The sequence below is a fragment of the Antarctobacter sp. genome (genome assembly GCF_965277915.1).
GTDB lineage: Bacteria > Pseudomonadota > Alphaproteobacteria > Rhodobacterales > Rhodobacteraceae > Antarctobacter.
The window spans coordinates 924,964-944,417 of record NZ_OZ255849.1 but is presented as its reverse complement, the minus strand read 5'-3'; the positions used below and the strand labels follow the sequence as shown (position 1 = coordinate 944,417).

Annotated in this window: 16 protein-coding genes and 3 pseudogenes; 10 read left to right on the top strand and 9 right to left on the bottom strand. The window is 61.6% G+C overall.

Annotated features, from left to right (window positions below; all coding sequences use genetic code 11):
- Positions 1–66: 66 nt before the first annotated feature.
- The 5 genes from ACQY5B_RS05505 to ACQY5B_RS05485 form a co-directional block, all read right to left on the bottom strand.
- The gene (locus ACQY5B_RS05505) at positions 67–795 is read right to left on the bottom strand and encodes a citryl-CoA lyase (RefSeq protein WP_420328702.1); all 729 of its coding nucleotides are present in this window, start codon (positions 793–795) and stop codon (positions 67–69) included.
- A gap of 47 nt (positions 796–842) precedes the next feature.
- Positions 843–2,054 (bottom strand): CaiB/BaiF CoA transferase family protein, encoded by a 1,212-nt coding sequence (locus ACQY5B_RS05500; protein WP_420326037.1) that lies wholly within the window; start codon positions 2,052–2,054, stop codon positions 843–845.
- Positions 2,044–3,567 carry a tripartite tricarboxylate transporter permease gene (locus ACQY5B_RS05495; RefSeq protein WP_305972551.1) on the bottom strand — a complete coding sequence of 508 codons (1,524 nt, stop codon included), beginning with the start codon at positions 3,565–3,567 and terminating at the stop codon, positions 2,044–2,046. Before ACQY5B_RS05495 ends, ACQY5B_RS05500 begins: the two co-directional genes overlap by 11 nt.
- Positions 3,568–3,570: 3 nt before the next feature.
- Positions 3,571–4,065 (bottom strand): tripartite tricarboxylate transporter TctB family protein, encoded by a 495-nt coding sequence (locus ACQY5B_RS05490; protein ID WP_420326038.1) that lies wholly within the window; start codon positions 4,063–4,065, stop codon positions 3,571–3,573.
- A gap of 108 nt (positions 4,066–4,173) precedes the next feature.
- The gene (locus ACQY5B_RS05485; protein ID WP_305972549.1) at positions 4,174–5,157 is read right to left on the bottom strand and encodes a tripartite tricarboxylate transporter substrate binding protein; all 984 of its coding nucleotides are present in this window, start codon (positions 5,155–5,157) and stop codon (positions 4,174–4,176) included.
- 137 nt (positions 5,158–5,294) lie between these two features.
- Here ACQY5B_RS05485 and ACQY5B_RS05480 point away from each other — a divergent pair, with 137 nt between their 5' ends.
- Genes ACQY5B_RS05480 through ACQY5B_RS05470 form a run of 3 tightly spaced genes read left to right on the top strand, consistent with a single transcriptional unit; the run spans position 5,295 to position 8,325 of the window.
- Positions 5,295–5,963: a response regulator transcription factor gene (locus ACQY5B_RS05480; RefSeq protein WP_305972548.1), complete on the top strand. Its 669-nt coding sequence runs from the start codon at positions 5,295–5,297 to the stop codon at positions 5,961–5,963.
- Entirely contained in the window at positions 5,960–7,330 is a 1,371-nt protein-coding gene (locus ACQY5B_RS05475) for a sensor histidine kinase N-terminal domain-containing protein (protein WP_420326039.1), read from the top strand. Before ACQY5B_RS05480 ends, ACQY5B_RS05475 begins: the two co-directional genes overlap by 4 nt.
- Positions 7,300–8,325: an ABC transporter substrate-binding protein gene (locus tag ACQY5B_RS05470; RefSeq protein WP_421917692.1), complete on the top strand. Its 1,026-nt coding sequence runs from the start codon at positions 7,300–7,302 to the stop codon at positions 8,323–8,325. Before ACQY5B_RS05475 ends, ACQY5B_RS05470 begins: the two co-directional genes overlap by 31 nt.
- A gap of 437 nt (positions 8,326–8,762) precedes the next feature.
- On the opposite strand, the pseudogene ACQY5B_RS05465 reads toward ACQY5B_RS05470, so the two are convergent.
- Positions 8,763–9,884, bottom strand: a pseudogene (locus ACQY5B_RS05465) (IS3 family transposase).
- A 101-nt stretch (positions 9,885–9,985) separates the two neighbouring features.
- Here ACQY5B_RS05465 and ACQY5B_RS05460 point away from each other — a divergent pair.
- The 3 genes and pseudogenes from ACQY5B_RS05460 to ACQY5B_RS05450 all read left to right on the top strand — a co-directional run.
- A pseudogene (locus tag ACQY5B_RS05460) lies at positions 9,986–10,286 on the top strand (transposase); the annotation flags it as partial.
- A 110-nt stretch (positions 10,287–10,396) separates the two neighbouring features.
- Positions 10,397–11,416 carry an IS110 family RNA-guided transposase gene (locus ACQY5B_RS05455; RefSeq protein WP_420324722.1) on the top strand — a complete coding sequence of 340 codons (1,020 nt, stop codon included), beginning with the start codon at positions 10,397–10,399 and terminating at the stop codon, positions 11,414–11,416.
- A 583-nt stretch (positions 11,417–11,999) separates the two neighbouring features.
- A pseudogene (locus ACQY5B_RS05450) lies at positions 12,000–12,278 on the top strand (integrase core domain-containing protein); the annotation flags it as partial.
- Positions 12,279–12,303: 25 nt separating this feature from the next.
- On the opposite strand, the gene ACQY5B_RS05445 reads toward ACQY5B_RS05450, so the two are convergent.
- Positions 12,304–13,947 (bottom strand): DUF6880 family protein, encoded by a 1,644-nt coding sequence (locus tag ACQY5B_RS05445; protein ID WP_420326042.1) that lies wholly within the window; start codon positions 13,945–13,947, stop codon positions 12,304–12,306.
- Between the two features lie 610 nt (positions 13,948–14,557).
- Between ACQY5B_RS05445 and ACQY5B_RS05440 the strand changes: the two genes are divergently transcribed.
- A complete protein-coding gene (locus ACQY5B_RS05440; protein ID WP_420326043.1) occupies positions 14,558–15,217 on the top strand; it encodes an MT-A70 family methyltransferase in 660 nt (219 codons plus the stop codon).
- A 108-nt stretch (positions 15,218–15,325) separates the two neighbouring features.
- Positions 15,326–15,646 (top strand): hypothetical protein, encoded by a 321-nt coding sequence (locus ACQY5B_RS05435; protein ID WP_421917693.1) that lies wholly within the window; start codon positions 15,326–15,328, stop codon positions 15,644–15,646.
- Positions 15,647–15,652: 6 nt separating this feature from the next.
- Here ACQY5B_RS05435 and ACQY5B_RS05430 read toward each other — a convergent pair whose 3' ends face one another.
- On the bottom strand, positions 15,653–16,459 hold the full coding sequence (locus ACQY5B_RS05430) for a BglII/BstYI family type II restriction endonuclease (protein ID WP_420326045.1): 807 nt from the start codon (positions 16,457–16,459) through the stop codon (positions 15,653–15,655).
- 565 nt (positions 16,460–17,024) lie between these two features.
- On the opposite strand from ACQY5B_RS05430, the gene ACQY5B_RS05425 reads away from it, so the two are divergent.
- Complete coding sequence (locus ACQY5B_RS05425; protein WP_420326046.1) at positions 17,025–18,353, top strand: plasmid recombination protein; 1,329 nt, start codon at positions 17,025–17,027, stop codon at positions 18,351–18,353.
- On the opposite strand, the gene ACQY5B_RS05420 is transcribed toward ACQY5B_RS05425, so the two are convergent.
- Complete coding sequence (locus tag ACQY5B_RS05420; protein WP_424976720.1) at positions 18,350–18,586, bottom strand: hypothetical protein; 237 nt, start codon at positions 18,584–18,586, stop codon at positions 18,350–18,352. The genes ACQY5B_RS05425 and ACQY5B_RS05420 overlap by 4 nt on opposite strands.
- 387 nt (positions 18,587–18,973) lie before the next feature.
- On the opposite strand from ACQY5B_RS05420, the gene ACQY5B_RS05415 reads away from it, so the two are divergent.
- On the top strand, positions 18,974–19,450 hold the full coding sequence (locus tag ACQY5B_RS05415) for a hypothetical protein (RefSeq protein ID WP_420326047.1): 477 nt from the start codon (positions 18,974–18,976) through the stop codon (positions 19,448–19,450).
- Positions 19,451–19,454 lie beyond the last annotated feature (4 nt).

Below are 19,454 nucleotides of genomic sequence, written 5' to 3'. Positions count from 1 at the left end.
GCATTGACGCGTCGCCAAAGCGCTGCCGATTGCCGGCCCCGGTACCTAATCATCCGCGCATGGGCTTCAGCCGCCATCGTATGTCCACCGGAAAGCAGGCGGTGTCGGGCCCTTGTTCCGGCCACCTTGCTGGCGTTGTTCCCAAGCATGGGCGAGGATGCCCACGGACCGGGACAGGCCGAAGAAACCGCGCGCCAAGGGCGGGGGGCAGCCCAGTTCGGCATAGATGACGGCGGTGGCGCCGTCGATGTTCATCGGCACGGGCTTGCCGCGTTCGCGCGCCAAGTGGCCCTCGATCGCCCGCCCGATTTCGGCATAGGCACCGGCCACCACGCCGGCGTCGGCGGCCTCGTCCACCAGCGCCAGAAGGCGCGGGGCGCGCGGGTCGACGGGTTTGTGAAAGCGATGGCCGAACCCGGGCAGATAGCGCCCGTGCGCGGCGCGCCAGTCGTCCAATGCCACCGCCAGCCCGTCCGGTCCCGACTGCTCGACCGCGCGGTACAGCTCGACCGCCTGCTCTCCGGCCCCGCCGTGCACGTCGCCCAGCATGTTCAGCCCCGTGGCCATGGCCGATTGCAGGCCGACACCGCAGGTCGCGGCCATGCGGGCCGCCGCGATCGACGGCGCCTGCGGCCCGTGATCGACCGCGGCCACCAATGCCGCTTCGAACAAGGCGGCGCGGTGGCCCTGGATCTCCTCACCGGTGACCATCAGCCAGATCATCTGCGCGAAGCCGGTGGTCCCGATCAGGTCCTGCACGGGGCGCCCACGCAGATGGATCCGGCCTGGCTCCATGTCTATGATGGCCGTGCGCCACCAGTCGGAAACATCCTTGGCGTCGGTCAAGTCACGCCCTCCTTACGCATCTCGGCAATCTCGGCGTCGCTGTAGCCCAGGTCGGCCAGGATGGCGCCAGTATCCTGCCCGAGCGCAGGGGGCGGGGCGGCGACGGCGGGGCGGACGCCGTCCAGCATCGCGCCGATCCGCACAAGGTCAATCGGCCGACCGACGCCGGGCGCATCGTCGAACCGCGCCAGGAAATCGCGGTCGGCGACTTGGGGGTGTGCCAGGATCTCTGGGACCGACATGACCGCGCCCGCGGGCACGCCGATGCCATTCAGCTCGCACGCCCAATCGCGCGCGGCGCGCGTGGTCAGCACCGTTTCCAGTTCCGCCCGCAGGCGCAGCCGGTTCGTCTTGCGGTTTTCGCGCGTGGCGAAGTCGCGCACGTCCAGAAGATCCTCGCGCCCCAGGTGGCGGGTCAGAGCGACCCATTGTTCGTCCTTGTTGGCGGCGATGTTGATCAACCCGTCGGCGCACTGGAACGTGCCCGATGGTGCCGATGTCGGGTTCTCGTTGCCCTGTGGCTGCGGATCGACACCGCCGATCAGGTGGTTCGACACCACCCAGCCCATCGTGGCCAGGACCGATTCCAGCATCGAGATGTCGATGAAGGTGCCGCGCGGGTCTGCGTTCAGCGCGGCACAGATGGCCATCGCCGCCGTCAGCCCGCCCACCGTGTCGGCCAGCGGATAGCCCACGCGCAACGGGGAGCTGTCGGCATCTCCGGTGATCGACATGACTCCCGAGACGCCCTGTACGATCTGGTCGTAGGCCGGGCGGTCGGCCCATGGCCCGGACTGACCAAAGCCCGAGATCGCGCAGTAGACGAGCCGGGGGTTCTCGGCTCTCAACGTCGCATGGCCCAGCCCCAGGCGATCCATCACGCCGGGGCGGAAGTTTTCCACCACCACGTCGGCGCGTCCGGCCAGCCGTTTCAGCGCGTCCTTCCCGCGCGGGTCCTTGAGATTCAGCGTCAGGGATTTCTTGCCCGCGTTCTGGGCGAGAAAGCTGATCCCCATGCCGCGCGCTGACAGGTCGGGATCGGCGCCCAGGTTGCGGGCCAGGTCACCGCGCCCCACGGCCTCGACCTTGATGACCTCGGCGCCCAGGTGGGCCAGTTGGTGACAGGCGAAGGGTCCGGCCAGGACGTTGGTCAGGTCGAGGACCCGCACCCCGGCAAGGGGTGCGGAGGGCGGACCCTCAGTCGCCATCGGCCACGCCCTTGGCCCGGGCCCGCGCCCTGCGCGCGCGATAGCTGGGCAAGAGCACCAGCAGCAATGCCAGCACCAGCAGCGCCAAGGTCATCGGGCGTTCCCAAATGAAATCGATCCCGCGGTAGAGCTGCATGGACCGGGCGAAATTGTCCTCCAGCATCGTGCCCAGGATGAACCCGATCAGAAGCGGCGCCAGCGGGTAATCGGCGAAACGAAAGATCGTGGCCATGACCCCGAGACCCACCAGCATCAGAAGCTCGGTCGCGTTGTTCTGCCCGATATAGGCCCCCATAAGCGTGAAGAAGAGGATGAAGGGGATTAGGAAGTTCCGCGGGATCGCGAGGATCTTCGCGATATAGGGGATTAGCGGCAGGTTCAGGATCAGAAGCACTAGGTTGCCGATGAACATCGAGATGATCACGGCCCAGAAGATCTCGGGGGTGTCGGTCATCAGGCGCGGCCCGGGCGTCACATTCAGTGCGATCAGCGCGCCCAGAAGGATCGCCGTGGTGCCCGACCCGGGGATGCCCAGCGTCAGCAGCGGCACGAAGGATCCCGTGCAGGCCGCGTTGTTGGCGGTTTCCGGCGCGGCGAGGCCCTTGACCGATCCCTTGCCGAATTCCTTCTGCTCCTCCGAGGAAGCCAGGTTGCGCTCCACCGCGTAGCCCAGGAATGACGCGATGGTCGCCCCGGCGCCGGGCAGGACCCCGATGAAGAAACCCTGAACGGATTGTCGGCCGATGACCGGGATCATCGCCTTGCCTTCGTCCTTCGAGAATCGCAGACCCGTGATCTTGCCCGATCCGTCGCTTTCGCCGTCACCCCCGCGCGCCGGGTTCAGGACAAGGAACATCGCCTCGGGCAGCGCGAACATGGCCATGGCCAGCGTGATGAACGAGATGCCGGACTGCAGGTCCATCAGCCCCAGTGTGAAGCGCGGCATGTTGAACAGCGCGCCTTCGCCAACGGTGGCCAGGATCAGTCCGAGGATGGTCATCATCAGCGCCTTGGCCACCTGGCCAGTCCCGGCGAAGGCGGCGATGGCCGACAGGCCCACAACCATCAGCGCGAAGTATTCGGCCGAGTGGAACAGCAACGCCACCGACGACAGCGCCGGCGCGAAGATCATCAGAAGGATCGCGCCGATCATGCCGCCGGCAAAGCTGGACACGGCGGCAATCGTCAGCGCCTTGCCGGCCTGACCCTTGCGGGCCATCGGGTAGCCGTCGAAGGACGTCGCGACCGTGCCCGCGACCCCTGGCGCATTCAGAAGGATCGACGACGTCGATCCGCCGAAGATCGCGCCGTAATAGACCCCCGCCAGCAGGATCAAAGCGGCCGCAGGGTCGCCGAGCGAGATCGCGACCGGGATCATGATGGCGATGATCGACATGGGCCCCAGTCCCGGCAACATTCCAATGAAGGTGCCGATGAGACAGCCGGCGATGACCATCAGCAGATTCTGGATCGAAAAGGCCGCCTCGAGGCCGATCAGGATACCTTCAAGCATTGTTCAGATCCCCATGAAGAACGGAAACGGCCGCAAGAAGATGCCCAGCACCTCTTGGACCAGCCACCAGACGAAGCCGGTGGCGAGCAAGGCGGTTGGCACCATGACGTGCCACTTGCGCTCGCCCAGGATGACGCTGCCGCCGACAAGGAACACCGTCGTGGCAAGCAGGAATCCCGCGGGCCGCAGCATCAGCGCATACAGCACCATGAGCGCCAAGAGCATGAGCGCCTGGCCCAGCTTATATTCGTGAAGGCGGCGGTAGTTGATGTCGCTGGCCGAAGGCTCTGCGCCTGGGGCCGGCTTTTCGAGGCCCAGAAGAACGATCAATCCGACGATGACGCCCAGCACCGACAGAACCTTTGGAAAGGTAGAGGGCCAGACCGGGTTGCGCTGCATGAATGGCGGCAGAAGCTGGTCCATCGTGAAAAAGGCCAGGTAGCCGTAAGCGCAGCAGAACACGACGAAAATGAGTGCGATCCAGCGATCGAGCGCCATACCGTCCCCTCCCATATTTCAGGCTGATATTCGTGGCGCCGCCCGGGATCGGGGCGGCGCCTTCGCTATCGCGATGGACGGCATGGTCCGCCGTCCGCGCAAGCGGCCTTAGAGGAAGCCGAGCGTCCGCATCAGGTTGCCGATTTGCTCTTCTTGACCTTCGAGATAGGTGCGGAACTCGTCGCCCGGGTTCCAGATGTTGACCCAGCCGTTGCGCGAGCGGACGTCTTCCCATGCGTCGGTCTCGTACATCGCCTCGAGCGCCGAGATGTACTGCTGACGCTTTTCTTCCGAGATGCCGGGCGCGGCGAAGAACCCGCGCCAGTTAACGAAGGAGACGTCGATGCCCTGCTCCATGAAGGTCGGCGCGCTGTCATAGGCCGGCACACGCTCTTCGGCGGTGACGCCAAGGATACGAACCTCGCCCTGATCGGCCAGAGCGATGGCTTCGGAGAAGCCGGTCGAAAGCGCGTCGATCTCGCCCGACAGGAGCCCGGCCATGGCCTCGCCGCCGGCGTCGTAGGGAATGTAGTTCAGCGCGATGGGGTCCTCGCCCGCCGCTTCCATCACCATCGCGGCAACGATGTGGTCCATGCCGCCGGGAACCGAGCCACCGCCCACGGCGAAATCGTCACCCTGTTCCTGGTAGGCGGCCAGAAGGCCTTCCATATCCTTGATCTCGCTATCGGCGGGAACGACCAACGCGGCGTAGTCGCCGATCGTGCCGGCCACCAGCGTCAGGTCGCGGAAGCTTTGCGGGAACACACCGGTCAGCGAACGAATCACGATGGGGGTGGAGTTCACCATCAGCGTGTCGTCCAGACTCTCGGCGTTCTCGATCATGTAGCCGATGGCCACGCCACCGCCGCCGCCGGACATGTTCTCATAGCTGGCCGAGCCGACGATGCCGGATTTGGTCAGCGCCTCGCCGGTGCCGCGCGCGGTGCCGTCCCAGCCGCCGCCGGCGCCGCCGGGAATAATGAAGTGCAGGCTTTCAAGTTGTTGGTGCGCTTCGGCGCTGGCCGTGCCGGAAAAAGCGAGCGTAGCCGCAGCCGCGGCCATCACGACCCGGCGGGTCATGCGGAATGTCATTTGGTAGTCCTCCCATTTGACAGGCGGTCCTCCGCCGCCCATACGTCGGTTTGAACACACAAAGCTGACAGGGGCCTGACACGGGCACCCGAGCCAGTGACTGCGCGCGACGCGCGCCGCTGTGAGGGAAGAGCCCGGTGCGCTACCTGCTGGTCGAGGACAACCAGGAACTGGCCGAGGCCGTGGTAAAGCGGCTCGTTCTGGACGGTCATGCCGTCGACCATGCTGCCAGCCTGGACGAGGCCGAGGCTTGCCTTTCCGCCGCGGACTACGACCTGATCCTGCTGGATGTGATGCTGCCGGACGGCGACGGGCGCGATTTCCTGGCCCGTAGCCGTGCGCATCTTGAAACCCCGGTCATCGTTCTGACAGCGCGCAGCCAGGTGTCCGACCGCGTCGGCGCGCTGGACCAGGGGGCCGACGATTACATCACCAAGCCGTTCGACTTCTCCGAGCTGGAGGCGCGGTGCCGCGCCGTTCTGCGCCGGCGCGGTGGATCGGCCCGCAACGAAATCGCGCTTGGGCGGGCGGTGTTCGATCCGTTCGCGGGCACGCTTCGCCTGGGAAAAAGCCTGATCGAGCTGCGCAACCGCGAGATTCGCCTGTTGGAGGTCTTCGCCCGCCACCCGGGGCAGATCCTGTCGAAAGGTCAATTGCTGGACCGGCTGTTTTCCTATGACAGCGCGGTGACCGAGAACGCGATCGAGGTCTATGTCGGGCGCTTGCGGCGCCGGATCGACGGCACCGGCGTCCGGATCGAAACGGTGCGCGGCCTCGGCTACAGGATGGAGACTGAAGACCCGTGACCCGCACCAGGTCCATCGGCCGCCGTCTGACGCTTCTGCTTGCCGGGGTGGCGGCTCTGCTCTCGATCCTGAGCTGGGGTATGGTAAGTGGCCTGGCGCGGCAGGCCGCCGAGCGCACACAGGACAACGTTCTGGCCGCCTCGGCCACCGCCATCGCCGAAACGCTGCGCAGCGAACAGGGCGAGGTACGGCTCGAGCTGCCCTATTCGGCCTTTTCCATGCTCGGTGCCATCGGCGAGGACCGCGTGTTCTACCACGTCGCCGCGGGCGAAGAGTTCCTGACCGGCTACGCCAATCTGCCAGTTCTGGACAGGCCCCGGGCGCCCGGCACCGTCCTGTTCGACACCGGCACCTTCGACGGCGAGGAGATCCGCATCGCGTCGGTCACGCGCCCGGTGCTGGTCGGCGCGGAACCTTTGACCGTATCGGTCAGCGTCGCGCAGACACGAAGCGGCGTCGGCGCCATCTCACGCGAGCTGTCGCGACTGGCGGCCTTGTTGTCGGTCGCCTTCTTCATTGTCGCCGTGACCCTGTCGGCCATTGCCGCGCGCACGTCGCTGCGCCCCCTCAACGAGATCGCGGATGCAGTCGCCCGGCGCGGCCCCTCGGACCTGCGCCCGGTGAAACGCGAAGCACCCGAGGAACTGGCACCGCTCCTATCGTCGCTTAACCGCCTGATGGAACGGCTGGCTCAGTCCATTCGCCGGTCCGAGGATTTCATCGCCGAGGCCGCGCACCGGGTCCGCACGCCCCTCGCCACGGTCCGGACGCAGGCCGAAATCGCCCTGCGGTCGGTCGAAGCCAGCGACGAACGGCAGCGCCTTCGGCACATCATCCGGGCCGTCGACGAAAGCTCCCGCTCGGCCGGTCAGCTTCTGGACCATGCGACCGTGGCCTATCGGGTCGAGGATCTGGCCCGCGACTCCGTGGATCTTGCGGACATTTCGGCCCGGTGCGTCGCCGCGCTTGAGCCGACGGCGGCAATGAAAGAAATCCGGCTGATCCTGCGGACCGAACCAGCCAAGGTCGCGGGCGACGCCGTCCTGCTGGACAACGCTCTGCGCAACGTGCTCGACAACGCGATCAAATATTCGCCCGAGGACACGCTCATCACCTTGGCCGTCACCGCCGACGCCGCCGAGGCCCGTGTCTCGGTCTGCGACGAAGGCCCTGGCCTTGGTGATTGCCCGGCCGAGCACTTGAAAGAGCGCTTCCGACGCGGCACTCACACCGAAGGCATCGTGGGTTCCGGCTTGGGCCTTACCATCGCCAGTGACGTGTTGCGTGCACATGGCGGGCGGCTTGACCTTGGACCTGCAGAAGGGGGAACCGGCACATGCGCCGAGCTTGTCTTGCCATTGCTCTGACGCTGATCGCGGCTACGGCCGCGGCCCTCGAACTGGAGGACCACCGGTACTATCAAGGCACCGGCGACACCGTGTTGCGGATCGTCTCGACCGCCGACCTGGAGGTGTTCGAGGACTACCTGATCGCGTTCCAGGCCGAACGGCCCAATATCTCTATCGACTATTCGGTCGTCTCCTCGGCCGATCTGCACGGCGCCATTCGCGATGGTGCCGCGTTCGATCTCGCACTTTCCTCCGCGATGGACCTTCAGTTCAGATTGGCCAACGACGGTTTCGCGCAGTCCTATCGCTCGCAGGCGACCGAGGCGCTGCCCGATTGGGCGCGCTGGCGCGACCTGATCTTCGCATTTACGACAGAACCCGCCGTCGTCGTGATCTCGACCAGGCATTTCGAGGGCCTGCCCCTGCCTGTCACCCGGCAGGAGTTGACGGCAGTCCTGCGCGACAATCCCGACCGTTTCAACGGGGCCGTCGGGACATATGACGTGCGGGTCAGCGGTCTTGGCTATCTTTTCGCCACGCAAGAGGCCCGCTCGACGGATGCCTACTGGCGGCTGAGCGAGGTCATGGGGCGCCTCGATCCGCAGTTTTACTGCTGCTCCGGGCAGATGATCGACGACGTGACCGACGGACGCCTTGCGCTCGCCTACAACGTGCTGGGAAGCTATGCCGCCGACCGGCTGGCGCAGGAATCCGGCGGCGAGGTTCAGATCCTCAGGATGCAGGACTTCGACAACGTCATGCTGCGTACGGCGCTGATCCCCGAGGCCGCCGAAGAACCGGCCGTCGCAGGGGCCTTTATCGATCTTCTGACCAAGCTCGGCATGCGGGAGACGAACGGAGACTGGCCGCTTCCGCCGCTGAGCCAGAACACGGATCTGCGCTCGACGGGATTCGGGCCGATCCGCCTTGGCCCGGCCCTGATGGTCTATCTCGACCCGTTGAACCGGCGGAGTTTCCTGAGCGAATGGGAAGACGCCTGGGAACAGCCCTGATGATCCGGTGAACGGCGCTTCGGTAGCCGAGTATCCCCGCTGATCGTCAAGCGGAGGGGCGTTCCAGTGCGGCTCGGGATGATCGAGGAGCTTTCCTTGGTTAAGCCGGTGGCACAAGGCCACGTCGCCGATCAGGCTGACCCGATACCGCACTTCGGAAAGACAAAAGGGCACGCAAGCCCCTGCCTCGCCTGCTTGGCAGGCATGACGCCGAACAATGTCGCAGTCTTGAAGCGGCTGTGCAGGAGCACCTCCGCATCGAGGAGGCGCGGGACGTGCTTGGCAACATGAGAACTGAATTGCCCAAGGAGGCTGTTCAAGAACGGGCAGTCGTCGTGACCTGCCCCCGCGAAATCCCTCACCGTAATGTAGAGTCTGCGCCAACTTGCGCTGCTCCCCATGTTTGGACCACCGGAAGCTGGATTTTTCCGGCTGTTTCACGATGACGGGCTGGTGACGTCATCGGGATAATGCATGGCAATCGGGACGTTGTATCCGATCGCGCTGTGGGGACGATCCTCGTTGTAGTGTCTACGCCAATCTTCCAGCTTTTCCTGAGCATCGGCAAGGCTCATGAACCAGTGTGCGTTCAGGCACTCCGACCGAAGCTTGCTGTTGAAGGCCTCGATGAAGCCATTGTCTGTCGGCTTACCTGGCCGTGAGAAGTCCAGCGTAACGTCGTTGGCGTAGGCCCACAGGTCCAGGTCGCTAGAGATAAATTCGCTGCCATTATCGACTCGAATGGTGTTTGGATAGCCGATCCCGCCGCAGACCCCTTCCTGCGTTTGAACCACGTCCTCGCCGCGGTAGCTGAACCGCGAATGCGTGTCGACCACGGTCAGGATCCTCAATTTCTTTCCCATGGCGAGTCGGTCGTGAACGAAGTCCATAGCCCAGACGTCGTTCGGCCCAATAGCTTCTTCGCGATCCTCGCGCAGCTTGGCTTTCACGCGACGCTTCGGACTCTTGTTCCGCAACTGCAGACCCAACTCATTGTAAATCCTGCGTGTCTTCTTGATGTTGATGGTCCAGCCCTCCCGCCGCAGCAGAACGTGGACGCGCCGGTAGCCATACCGAACGCGTGTCTCGCAAATCTCCTTGATCCGCATCTCGACAGCAGCCTGATCCGTGCGCCGGGACTTGTAGTGGTAGCTGGACGTGTCGAAGCAGATGGCCCCACAGGCCTTCCGGATCGACACGCCCCAGTCGACGCACATCCCGGTGACGAGTTCGCGCAAACGGCCAGGCTTCAGAGCTTTCGCCGGATCACGTCCTGCAACATCTCGCGGTCAAGCGTTAGGTCCGCGACGATCTTCTCCAGCCGCGTGTTCTCATCTTCCAGAGCCTTCAGCCGGCGCATCTCGTCCGGCAGCAGGCCGCCGTACCTTTTCTTCCAGTTGAAATATGTCGCCTGGCTGATCCCGTTCGGCGCTAAAATCGATCCACTGGATCGATTTCTATACGCTTGAACTGCGGCAGATCTCCGCAACGGGTGTTCCTTGCTCGCCCTGCTTCAGGATGAACGCCTTCTGCGACTCCGTGAACTTCGATGCTTTCATGCGTTTCCGCTCCTCTCCCAGCCAGGAAAGCTTAGCCGAAAACTCCAGCTTCAAGCGGTCCAGTTACCAAGAGGCAGAGCAAACTTTGAAGGAGCAGACAAATGCGAAAGAGCCGTTTCACCGAGGCGCAAATCATCGGGATGATCAAGGAAAAGGGTTCAAGCGTGAAGCGATTGATCCAGTGGATCAATCGTAGCGCCGAACGGAATGCCGACTGCGGAGGTGTGCCGTAGGCATGGCCTGAGCACGGCGACGTTCTACAAGCTGAAGTCCAAGTATGGCGGCCTGGACGTATCCGAGGCCGCCAGGCTGAAGGCACTGGAGGACGAGAACGTCAAGCTCAAGCGCCTGTTGGCCGATACCATGTTGGACAACGTCGTCTTGAAGGACCTACTGGGAAAGAGCTAACGGTGAGCCATTGATGCGCCATTGATGGTGTGGATGGCTCCACCAGCGGCTTCGCGTTGTGCCAAGGTGGGTCTGTGAAAGCCCGCACCTGAGAGGAGCCATCCATGGACCAACCTAACACCATCGGCCTCGATCTGGCCAAGAACGTTTTCCAAGTTCACGGAGTGGACACGGAAGGCACGGTCATCTGCCGCCGTCAGTTGCGGCGGTCGCAGGTCCTGGTGTTCTTTGCCCGGCTGGGCCCTTGCCTCGTTGGCATGGAAGCCTGCGCGGGGGCCCATCATTGGGCGCGAGAACTGGCAACCCTTGGCCATGAAGTCCGTCTCATGCCGCCCGCCTATGTGAAGCCCTACGTGAAGAGGGGCAAAACTGATGCCGCTGATGCCGAGGCCATTTGCGAGGCGGTGACCCGCCCGACGATGCGCTTCGTGCCGGTGAAGTCGGCGCAGCGGCAGGCGGCCCTGCTCGATCACAAGGCACGGGACTTCCTCGTCCGGCAGAGAACGCAAATCGTAAACGCGATCCGTGCGCACCTCGGCGAGTTCGGGATCGTCGTGCCGAAGGGAATCCATCACGTCGATCGCCTGCTCGACGCAGCCCGCGACGTGCATTCTACGGCGCGTCCGGCGCTGGACATGCTGGCCGGTCAACTGCGCGACACACAGGCCCGGATCGAAGAGGTCACTGCGCGGATCGGGGAGATGCAGGGCGAAGACGCGCTGGCGCGTCGACTTGCGACGGTACCCGGGGTGGGTACGATTTCGTCCAGCGCGTTTGCGGCCACCACCCCCGATGTGGCCGCCTTCCGCAGCGCGCGCGACTACGCGGCGTGGCTCGGCCTGACGCCGCGAGCTCATTCCAGTGGCGGGAAAGAGAGGCTCGGGCGGATTTCCAAGGCTGGCAATCGGTACCTGCGCAGGCTGCTTTACCTCGGCGCCATGGCCCAGATCAGTGCGCGGCGCGGACGTAGAGAGGGTGCATCAGGCCGGGTGCCGGACTGGATCGACCGGATGCTCGCCCGCAAGCCCGTAAAGGTGGTCGCTATCGCACTGGCTAACCGCATGGCCCGGACGATCTGGGCGCTGATAAGGCGGGGCGACAGCTACCGGAACACCATGGCTTGAGACGATAAAGAACGGCCAGGCAAAGAACGGCCAAGCCGGTCGCGAACCGGCAGGCCCAGAGATGGTGAGGCGCAGCGTGAGGTGATGGCACAGGGACGGTAAGAAGCGGAACGGGATACCCAGTTCGGACCGGAGCACCTCGAAGTGCGTGCCATTGATGGCACAGGGACGGTAAGAAGCGGAACGGGATACCCAGTTCGGACCGGAGCACCTCGAAGTGCGTGCCATTGATCGGGACCCGCCCGCCGGCTGACTTCATCAGGGCGCGCAGCCGTAAAACCGCTGCACACAGACGCCGAATACATGGCCGCGACCGACCAGATTGCCGGACCCGAACAAAGCTCTTGCCAAGGGGCCATCCATACATGGTCCGAGGACAATGGCGAACGACCAAGCGGCGAGATGCGGCGCTCCGGGTGATGCGGGATCATGACATCTCGCAGCGCCGGGCGTGTCGGCTTGTCCACTGCCCGGCAGGGCATTGCGCAGCAATGTCCCGAGAGGGGGGGGCGATCCCAAGACAGTCCGGCGAGAACGCCCGCCCGACTGTGCCAATATCCGCAAGGAAATGCAGGAGATCGCTGGCAAACCGCAGCAAAACGCCTTCATCGAAAGCTTCAACGGCAGCCTGCGGGACGAGCTGCTCAACGAGGAGATCTTCGACACCCTGGACGACGCACGGCGCAAGCTGGCCCTCTGGCGCTACGACTACAACGCGGTCAGGCCACACTCGTCCCTGAACAACAAAACGCCACAGCAAGCGCGCCGAGCGCTTGAGCAATTTGAGGGCTCCGCGCCCGGCGCGCTTGCGCCAGACGGAGAAGCCGAATACCCAGATCCAACCTGCAGACTCTCGTTATGAATGAGGGGGACAGGCAAGGGGCAGGTCAGTCGTTTTGAAGGAGACGGCGCACTTTAGCACAGCGGTCCGCTTCGTCCGCAGACTGTGGGATCGGCCGACCTCTGTTTTCGCAATTGCAGCGAATGGCAGGTTCGACGGGCCACGACTGCAGCTTCCCGACCATGTGTCCAAGGTCGGAAATGGGCCGCCACTCACCCCCTTTGGCCCAAACAGGGCGACGGAACGTGCCGGCCTGTGGCGTCTTCTCCTCTTCCCCCTCACGGACATGGGACCAGAACGCTGATTTCCGGTGGTGCGCCTTTTTGAGCCCAGCAAGATAGGTGGCGTGGCTGGGGAATTCGCCGGAGCGTGCGGCATCGGCGTCTTCTGCCAGCAGGGCCAGTTTCCCGAGGTATGTCGCACCGTGTCCATAGGCCTTGGACCGCGCGCGGGCCAGGATGTCGTCCAACAAGGCGCGGTAGAGGATTGTCGCGGCCAACGGATGATCGTGCTCCAGAAGCGCTGCCACTTTGGGCAGGATGTGCCAATCGCCACCGTCCCAGCGGTCCGGGTGCATCACGATCAGCTTGGCTGCCAGATCCTGCCGGGGCCAGTCCAGGAAGAACTGCAAGGCGGCCTCGGGCGTAGCCTTTTCCAGGGCATAGGCATGAGCGCGGTCTTCGGCCTCGATATCCTCGAAATCCGGCAATTCGCCGAGGTAGTCCCGCAGGATCTCGGCGGACAGGGTCGCCTCGAAACACTGCCAGCGCAGGGCCTGCGCGGCAGGTGCGTCGCCTAGGGCCCCCAGAATGCGCGCCTCCAGGCTGACCCGTGGCGGGGACATATCCTCCTCGTCCTCAACAAGAGCGCGCCGCCCCGGCTTGCGCACCCAATCCAGCGCCTCGGCACTGCGCCCGGCTTCAAGAAACTGTGCCGCGATTCTCAGGGTGTCCTGCATGTGCGGGCGCTTTGCTGTTTCCAGCGCGACGAGCAGATCGAGATCCCCCCGCGCCCTGGCGATGGCCTGGCGCATCTCAACCCATTGCGAGGTCATGGAATAAAACCAGCCTTCCGGCGCGCGCGACGCTTCCTCGGCCTGCCGCTCGGTGATGACCTCTTTCAGATCAGCATCCCAGCGCGCCAGGCTGTCTTGTGGTAGATGCGGCGCCATGGCGGTGGTGACTTCGGCCAGGTACCCATGCGTGCTTTCGCCCAGGGCAGCCATGATCTTCTCGGGCAACTGATCGGCCTCAGCAGGTGTCAGCCGCGGTGCCAGGTCGCCGGCCGCAGCGATCGCCTGATAATAGACGTCCTGAACACGGCCCGAGGGATCATCGACGCGTTCGAACACCTGTTCATGCGTGGCGATGAACCGCAGCAGCCGGTCCACGGCCAACGCAGGCGCGGCGGGGCCCAGCTCGGAGGCAAGGGTATCAGTTAGGCTGCGCAGGTCCTCGGCAAAGGCGCGGGCCTTGTCCCATTCGATGAAACTCTTCGCCCGCGCCAAGCCGGAAAGCCGCCGGTCAGCCAGCTTGGCGATGGCCTGCGGCCCGGACTTGCCGGCCAGCGCTGCCTTGACCTGCCGCCGGAACCCGGCGTTGCGCTCTGCCTCGTCCAGCACCAACTGCGCGAGCTTCTCGGCGCCAAGGTCTCTCAGCTTGTCGGTGGTGAGGGCGGGTTTGCGGGCCATGGGTGGGTCTTGGGCTGTATGTCAAAGTATCTGCCTTGGGCAGATCCGTGGGGCAAGTCTTGAGGTTCGACTGACGAGAGGCGGCGGGAAGATGGCGGGGCTGCGAACCGCAATCGAAGCTCAGGACGGATCTGGCCGCAAGTGACACGCCGATCTGGCAGCATTTGCTTCGGCAGATGTGTGATGGCAGCGACCCAACTTGGTCCGCAACTCTTTATCGTCGCTCCGTCAGGTCCTGAACATGTCGCATGGCGTTGCATTCAAGCGCAAATAATATTGCGGGCATTTTGGCGGGTTTGGCCTCTGGATGCTGTTTTTATCGCTTAAAATCAAAGATGTATGGCGGAGACGAAGGCTTCCGCACAACCGACCGTAACGCATTGTATTCGCATAACTTCACCGCAGGGCGAATCGGGCCGATACCACAAATTATACCACACCCTTCCGAGACGCCCCCAAAAAGCGCGTTTCTGTAACGCTCCTGCACGGCTTGCCCCACGGCGTCCCGGTCTTAATCCTTACGCAATGTGAGCAGGGCTAGGATATCATTCGTTGCCGGGTACCAAGTATTGTTCTACAAAGGTCCTACCGCGAACACAGGAGAACCACCATGACAGCAGCCGACGACTTGCGCTCTTTCCTATCCGGCGACAAGTTCGCGACTGTTATGGCGGATCCGCCGTGGCGCTTCCAGAACCGCACGGGCAAGATCGCGCCCGAACACAAGCGCCTTGCTCGATACCCTACGATGACGCTGGATGAGATCTGCGGCCTTCCTGTGGCCGAGCACCTGCAAGACCGCGCCCACTGCTACCTTTGGGTTCCCAACGCCCTTCTGCCCGAAGGGCTGCAAGTGCTGAACGCTTGGGGCTTTGAATACAAATCCAACATCGTTTGGGAGAAGATCCGCAAAGATGGCGGCCCCGATGGTCGCGGCGTTGGCTTCTATTTCCGAAATGTCACCGAGATTCTTCTTTTCGGAACTCGTGGGAAAAATGCGCGGACCCTCGACCCCGGCCGCAGCCAGGTCAATTTCATTGAAGCCGAAGAGCCGGAAAGCGATTTGCTGAAAACCCGCAAACGCGAACACAGCCGCAAACCCGATGAACAATACAAAATCATCGAATCCTGTTCTTGGGGGCCGTATCTGGAACTCTTTGGACGCGGCAAACGCGACGGCTGGACCGTTTGGGGCAATCAGGCCGATGATGATTACAAGCCGACTTGGAAAACCTACGCTTACAATTCCAGTGTGACAGCGGCTGAATAACTCATAATAGACCCCTCATTTTTGCACGACATTTTGGCAACCCGAAATGCGACCTAGTTTCAACTGGGAGCAATAAAAGGGTTTGCAAAAATGAGTATATTTAAGAAAATGTCCAAGGCGCGACGCCTGAAACGCGCCGCATTCAACTGGGCGCATTTGAAAGAGCGAGATTACCCATCTTGGTGTCAAGGAGTGGAACACAAAGACACTGTAGAATTCGCCACAGACGTTGCCTACGAGGTTATTAAGCAAAAAAGAAAAGAGAACAGCGAAAAAGTCGAGAGATTTTTTCAAGATTCCGATGAAATGTCATTGCGTGTCTTAGCCCTTCAAGCCGCTGGATGCTTGGAGCGTCAAGGCGGAGACTACGACGAACAAGTTCAATTAGCAGCCATATTCATAATCAGCGCGGCAGAAACAACATATTAAATTAATCTATTCCAATATTGCAGAAACCGGCAGCCCAACCAATAGGAGGGGGCAAGGATTTCCCACCCCTCTATCAATTCGGTCCTTCAATTTACTCCAATGCGTGGTCGCCTGACCAAACTTGTCGCTGACAAATTGCTTCGAGAACGCTTCGGAAAATGGTATTTGACGGTCCAAAAGTTTTTGGACCGCATCCCGCTGGCGTTTTGTTCTGTCCTTCATTCCAAAAGCGTCAACCATTTCGGTTTCGTCAATGAAGCCGTGTTTCTCAATGCACCTTTGAACAATCCCCAACATGCTGTCTTGAAGACTTGCGCCCCGTGTAATGAGCACGCCAACGGAAATGGCTGACTGAGCATGAAGGCGCTGGAAGTTTTCTAGGTCTCGGTCGAAAAACGGATCCTTATTGTTCCACTCGATTTCAAGCGCAATGTTGCCCGTCTCGGACCATCTCACATGGTCAATCTCGTGGCTGTTCGAAACCGTCTCTTTGCCGTCCACAATCAGTTTGAAATCGAAATTGTGTTTGGGCCAGCCGGCATCATACAGACGCCGCCGAAGTCGCTGGGTCGATGGGGCTTCGCCACCACCTGACCCAATCAGTTCCTCCGCCGGAATCTCAACATCCAACAATGCGTCTTCCAGCTCCCCAGATATCAACGGGAAGTCCACGGACAGAATCGCCCCCGCGTGGTTGCGGATGGCAATATCAAATCCCTTGTCTGCGAGTCGTTCGAACATCATGGCGCCAATCTGGAGGAAGCCTGTACACGGCGCAACACAGATCCGACCGTTTCGTGGAACGCGTTTCATGAAACGCAGATCCTGACCTATTTCGAGAGCGTCACAGAAATGGGGGAAACCATGAACAACACAGACCAGAGCAAGGCCACATCAACCGAGCGCGTGAGGCGGTATCGCAATCGCATCCGAAAGGAAGGGTGGACCGTGGTTGAGGTGCGAGTGCCTGCCGACCAAGTGGAGGCCCTGCGGGCATTTGCGAAGACCCTCGGGAAGCCCAAACGAAAGTCAAAGCCGAGCACTGACCAATTGGCGTTGTTCCCAGACTTTAAGTAATTCACGCCTTCCCTATTTTGAGCAGAGCCACATATTAAAACCGTCCGGCAATTGCCTGTTGAAAACACGTTACCTGAAAGGGTAAATGAATGTTTCGTGAAACGGTCATTGCGAGAATGAGCGAAGTCATCTGGAAAGCCCTATTTTGAGGGTAATTAAGGATGAGGTTTAATTAACCTTACTCACTACGGGTTATTTCCGCCCCTTCGGGTCGCCGCCACCAGAGGTGGCTGAAATTAACCCCCGTTCGCCCTGCCGGGGGCCGCTTCCGCGGGACCCTGCCGGGGGCTGGAGTCTCGCTATGCTCGACCGGGCAACCACATCGGACTTTGTTGTCCTACGCTTCGCCAAAATCCGCAACCTGGCTGCGCTAGGTGCGGCTTCGGCTCATAACGCTCGGACTGCCAAATCCGGCCTGTCTCACACGAACACACCCCCCGACGGTGGGGGCGTGCTTGTGCTCGACGGCCAGACCGATGCCGTTGCCGCGTGGCACGACCGCGCCTCTGCCGTGGGGCTTTCCAAGCCCCGCAGAGACTCGATCCGTGCCATCGAGGCCGTCATGTCCGCAAGCCCTTCTTGGTTCGACGCAGCGACCCCAGAAGAGCGCGACCAATGGACGGAGCGCAGCCTTGCCTATGCCCGTGACATTTTCGGCGCGGAGAATGTTCTCCAAGCGACACTGCACTTGGACGAACAAACCCCGCACCTCCACGTCTTGGCCATCCCGCTCGAACAGAAGGAGCGGGCAAAGCGCGGACGACCCCGAAAAGGGCGTAAGACCGCCAAGCGGCCCACGACCCTTTCTTGGGGCCTCAACGCTGACGGCATCATCGGCTCGCCTAACAAACTGCGCGACCACCAGACGAACTACGCCGCCGCTTTGGCTGACCTCGGCTTGCGCCGTGGCCGCCCCAAGCGGGCGACAGCTGCGCGCCACAAGAGCGCCGCACAGTATCGCGTGGAGGCCGCCGAAGACCGCGAGCAGGCCGCCCAGAACCTCGCTCAATCGACCGAGGCACTGGACGAGGCCAGCGAGACCCTTGCCAACGCCACAGCCGTTTCACGAAACACAATCGAACGCGCCAAGACCAAAGAGCGGAGAGCGGAACGCGCCCAAGAGCAGGCCGACACACGGGCCGAGGCTTTCACGCTGGGGCTTGACGCTGTGGATCACGGCGAACTCGTTCCCCGGCCCAACAGCGAAGCCCTGAAACGCGTGCAGGTCGAAGACCCCGTTTTGCCGCCCCAAGAAACCTCAGCCTTTGGGGCGTGGGTCTCTGCGGCTCGTCCCTACATGAAGGCCCTCTTTGGTTACGCAAAACGCCTCGCAGGCTTGGCGGAGCGAGAAAGCGAATTGAAGCGCCGTGAGGCTGAAATGAACCGCAAGGCCCAGCAGGACCAACAACGCGTCATACAGGCCGCCAAGGCCCTCGAAAAGCGTCACGAGGCCCTGAATACTCGCGAGCGCACCATAGAGGCCAAGGAGGAGCAAATTCGCCACAAGGAGTTTGCCACAGAGCGTGACGCCGCCATTGTGCAGGCAGCCAAGAAGGACCTTACCCCGAAAGAGGTTGGGATGATTGCAGAGCGTGGGAAGCGGCGCAGGCAGATTTTTCGTGGCGGTTAAAAAAAAGGGGTCACTATTTGACCAATAGCCAAAAGAAGCGCTTCACCAAATGTAAAAATTAAGAAAAGAAAAAGATACCACACTATGCAGACAATCGCCACCGCAACCAAAGCTTGGGTCAAGAAGCCGAGAGGATAACCAGCCCACTCCGGCAATCTCATCCTATTCACGAAATACGCACCCCGCTTTTCGGCTTCTTCTGTAAACTTGGTGAACTGTTTTACTATATTCATAACGACCCCTCAAACTCTAAATCGAAGATAGAGTCTTTGGGAAAATGGACCAAAAAATATGTGGATATGCGAAATAATTTTGGCTTTGCCGCTCCCGAATCTATTACAAAAGAGTAATCTTTGAAAGGTTTTCCAATGTCCCTGAAAGTCAAAGGCGCTTTCTGCAATCACTGCAACGAACAAGTCATGGCACAAGGCACCAAGCCGAACCACATACTTCACTTGGTTCTTACCCTACTTTCAGCCGGGTTTTGGCTGCCCATCTGGGTTCTGGTCTCCATCGGTAAAATTGGTGGGTACCGCTGCACAAAATGCGGGAACCGCGTTTAAATTACTTTGAAAACTCGAATTTGGAATCATCTCCAATATGTACATTGGAGATAAATTATGGTTCGTTCCCTCATTCTCGCCGCCGCATTTGCAGCACTTCCAACATTTGCTTCCGCATTCTGCGTTGATATCTGGGCCAATAACTTGTCCCCGCGAGAGGTTGCGATTGCCGAAGGCGTCGTTGGTAGAGTTATCAACAATCCCCTTCCTGAAAATGGACACATTCGGAAATGCTCAGGGCAAGATAACTCTTTCCGCGCTCAACAAGCAGAGAAAGAAGTACAGCGCCGGAACGACGCATGGGCGGAGTTCGCACGGACAACCGGAACCGATATTATCCGGCAACGCATTGTGGAGACGGCGGGACCTTGCCCCACAATTCTTGAAGATCTATCGCGCCAGCGACCGCGCGCAGGCCAGGCCGTCGAAGTATCTTGCACCAATGGCAATGTTTACAGCTTGTCAAACTGGGAGGATGAGCGCAACCGGCAGGAACCTCTCCTGAAATATGTAGTTATACGTCAAATTCGCTGATTTG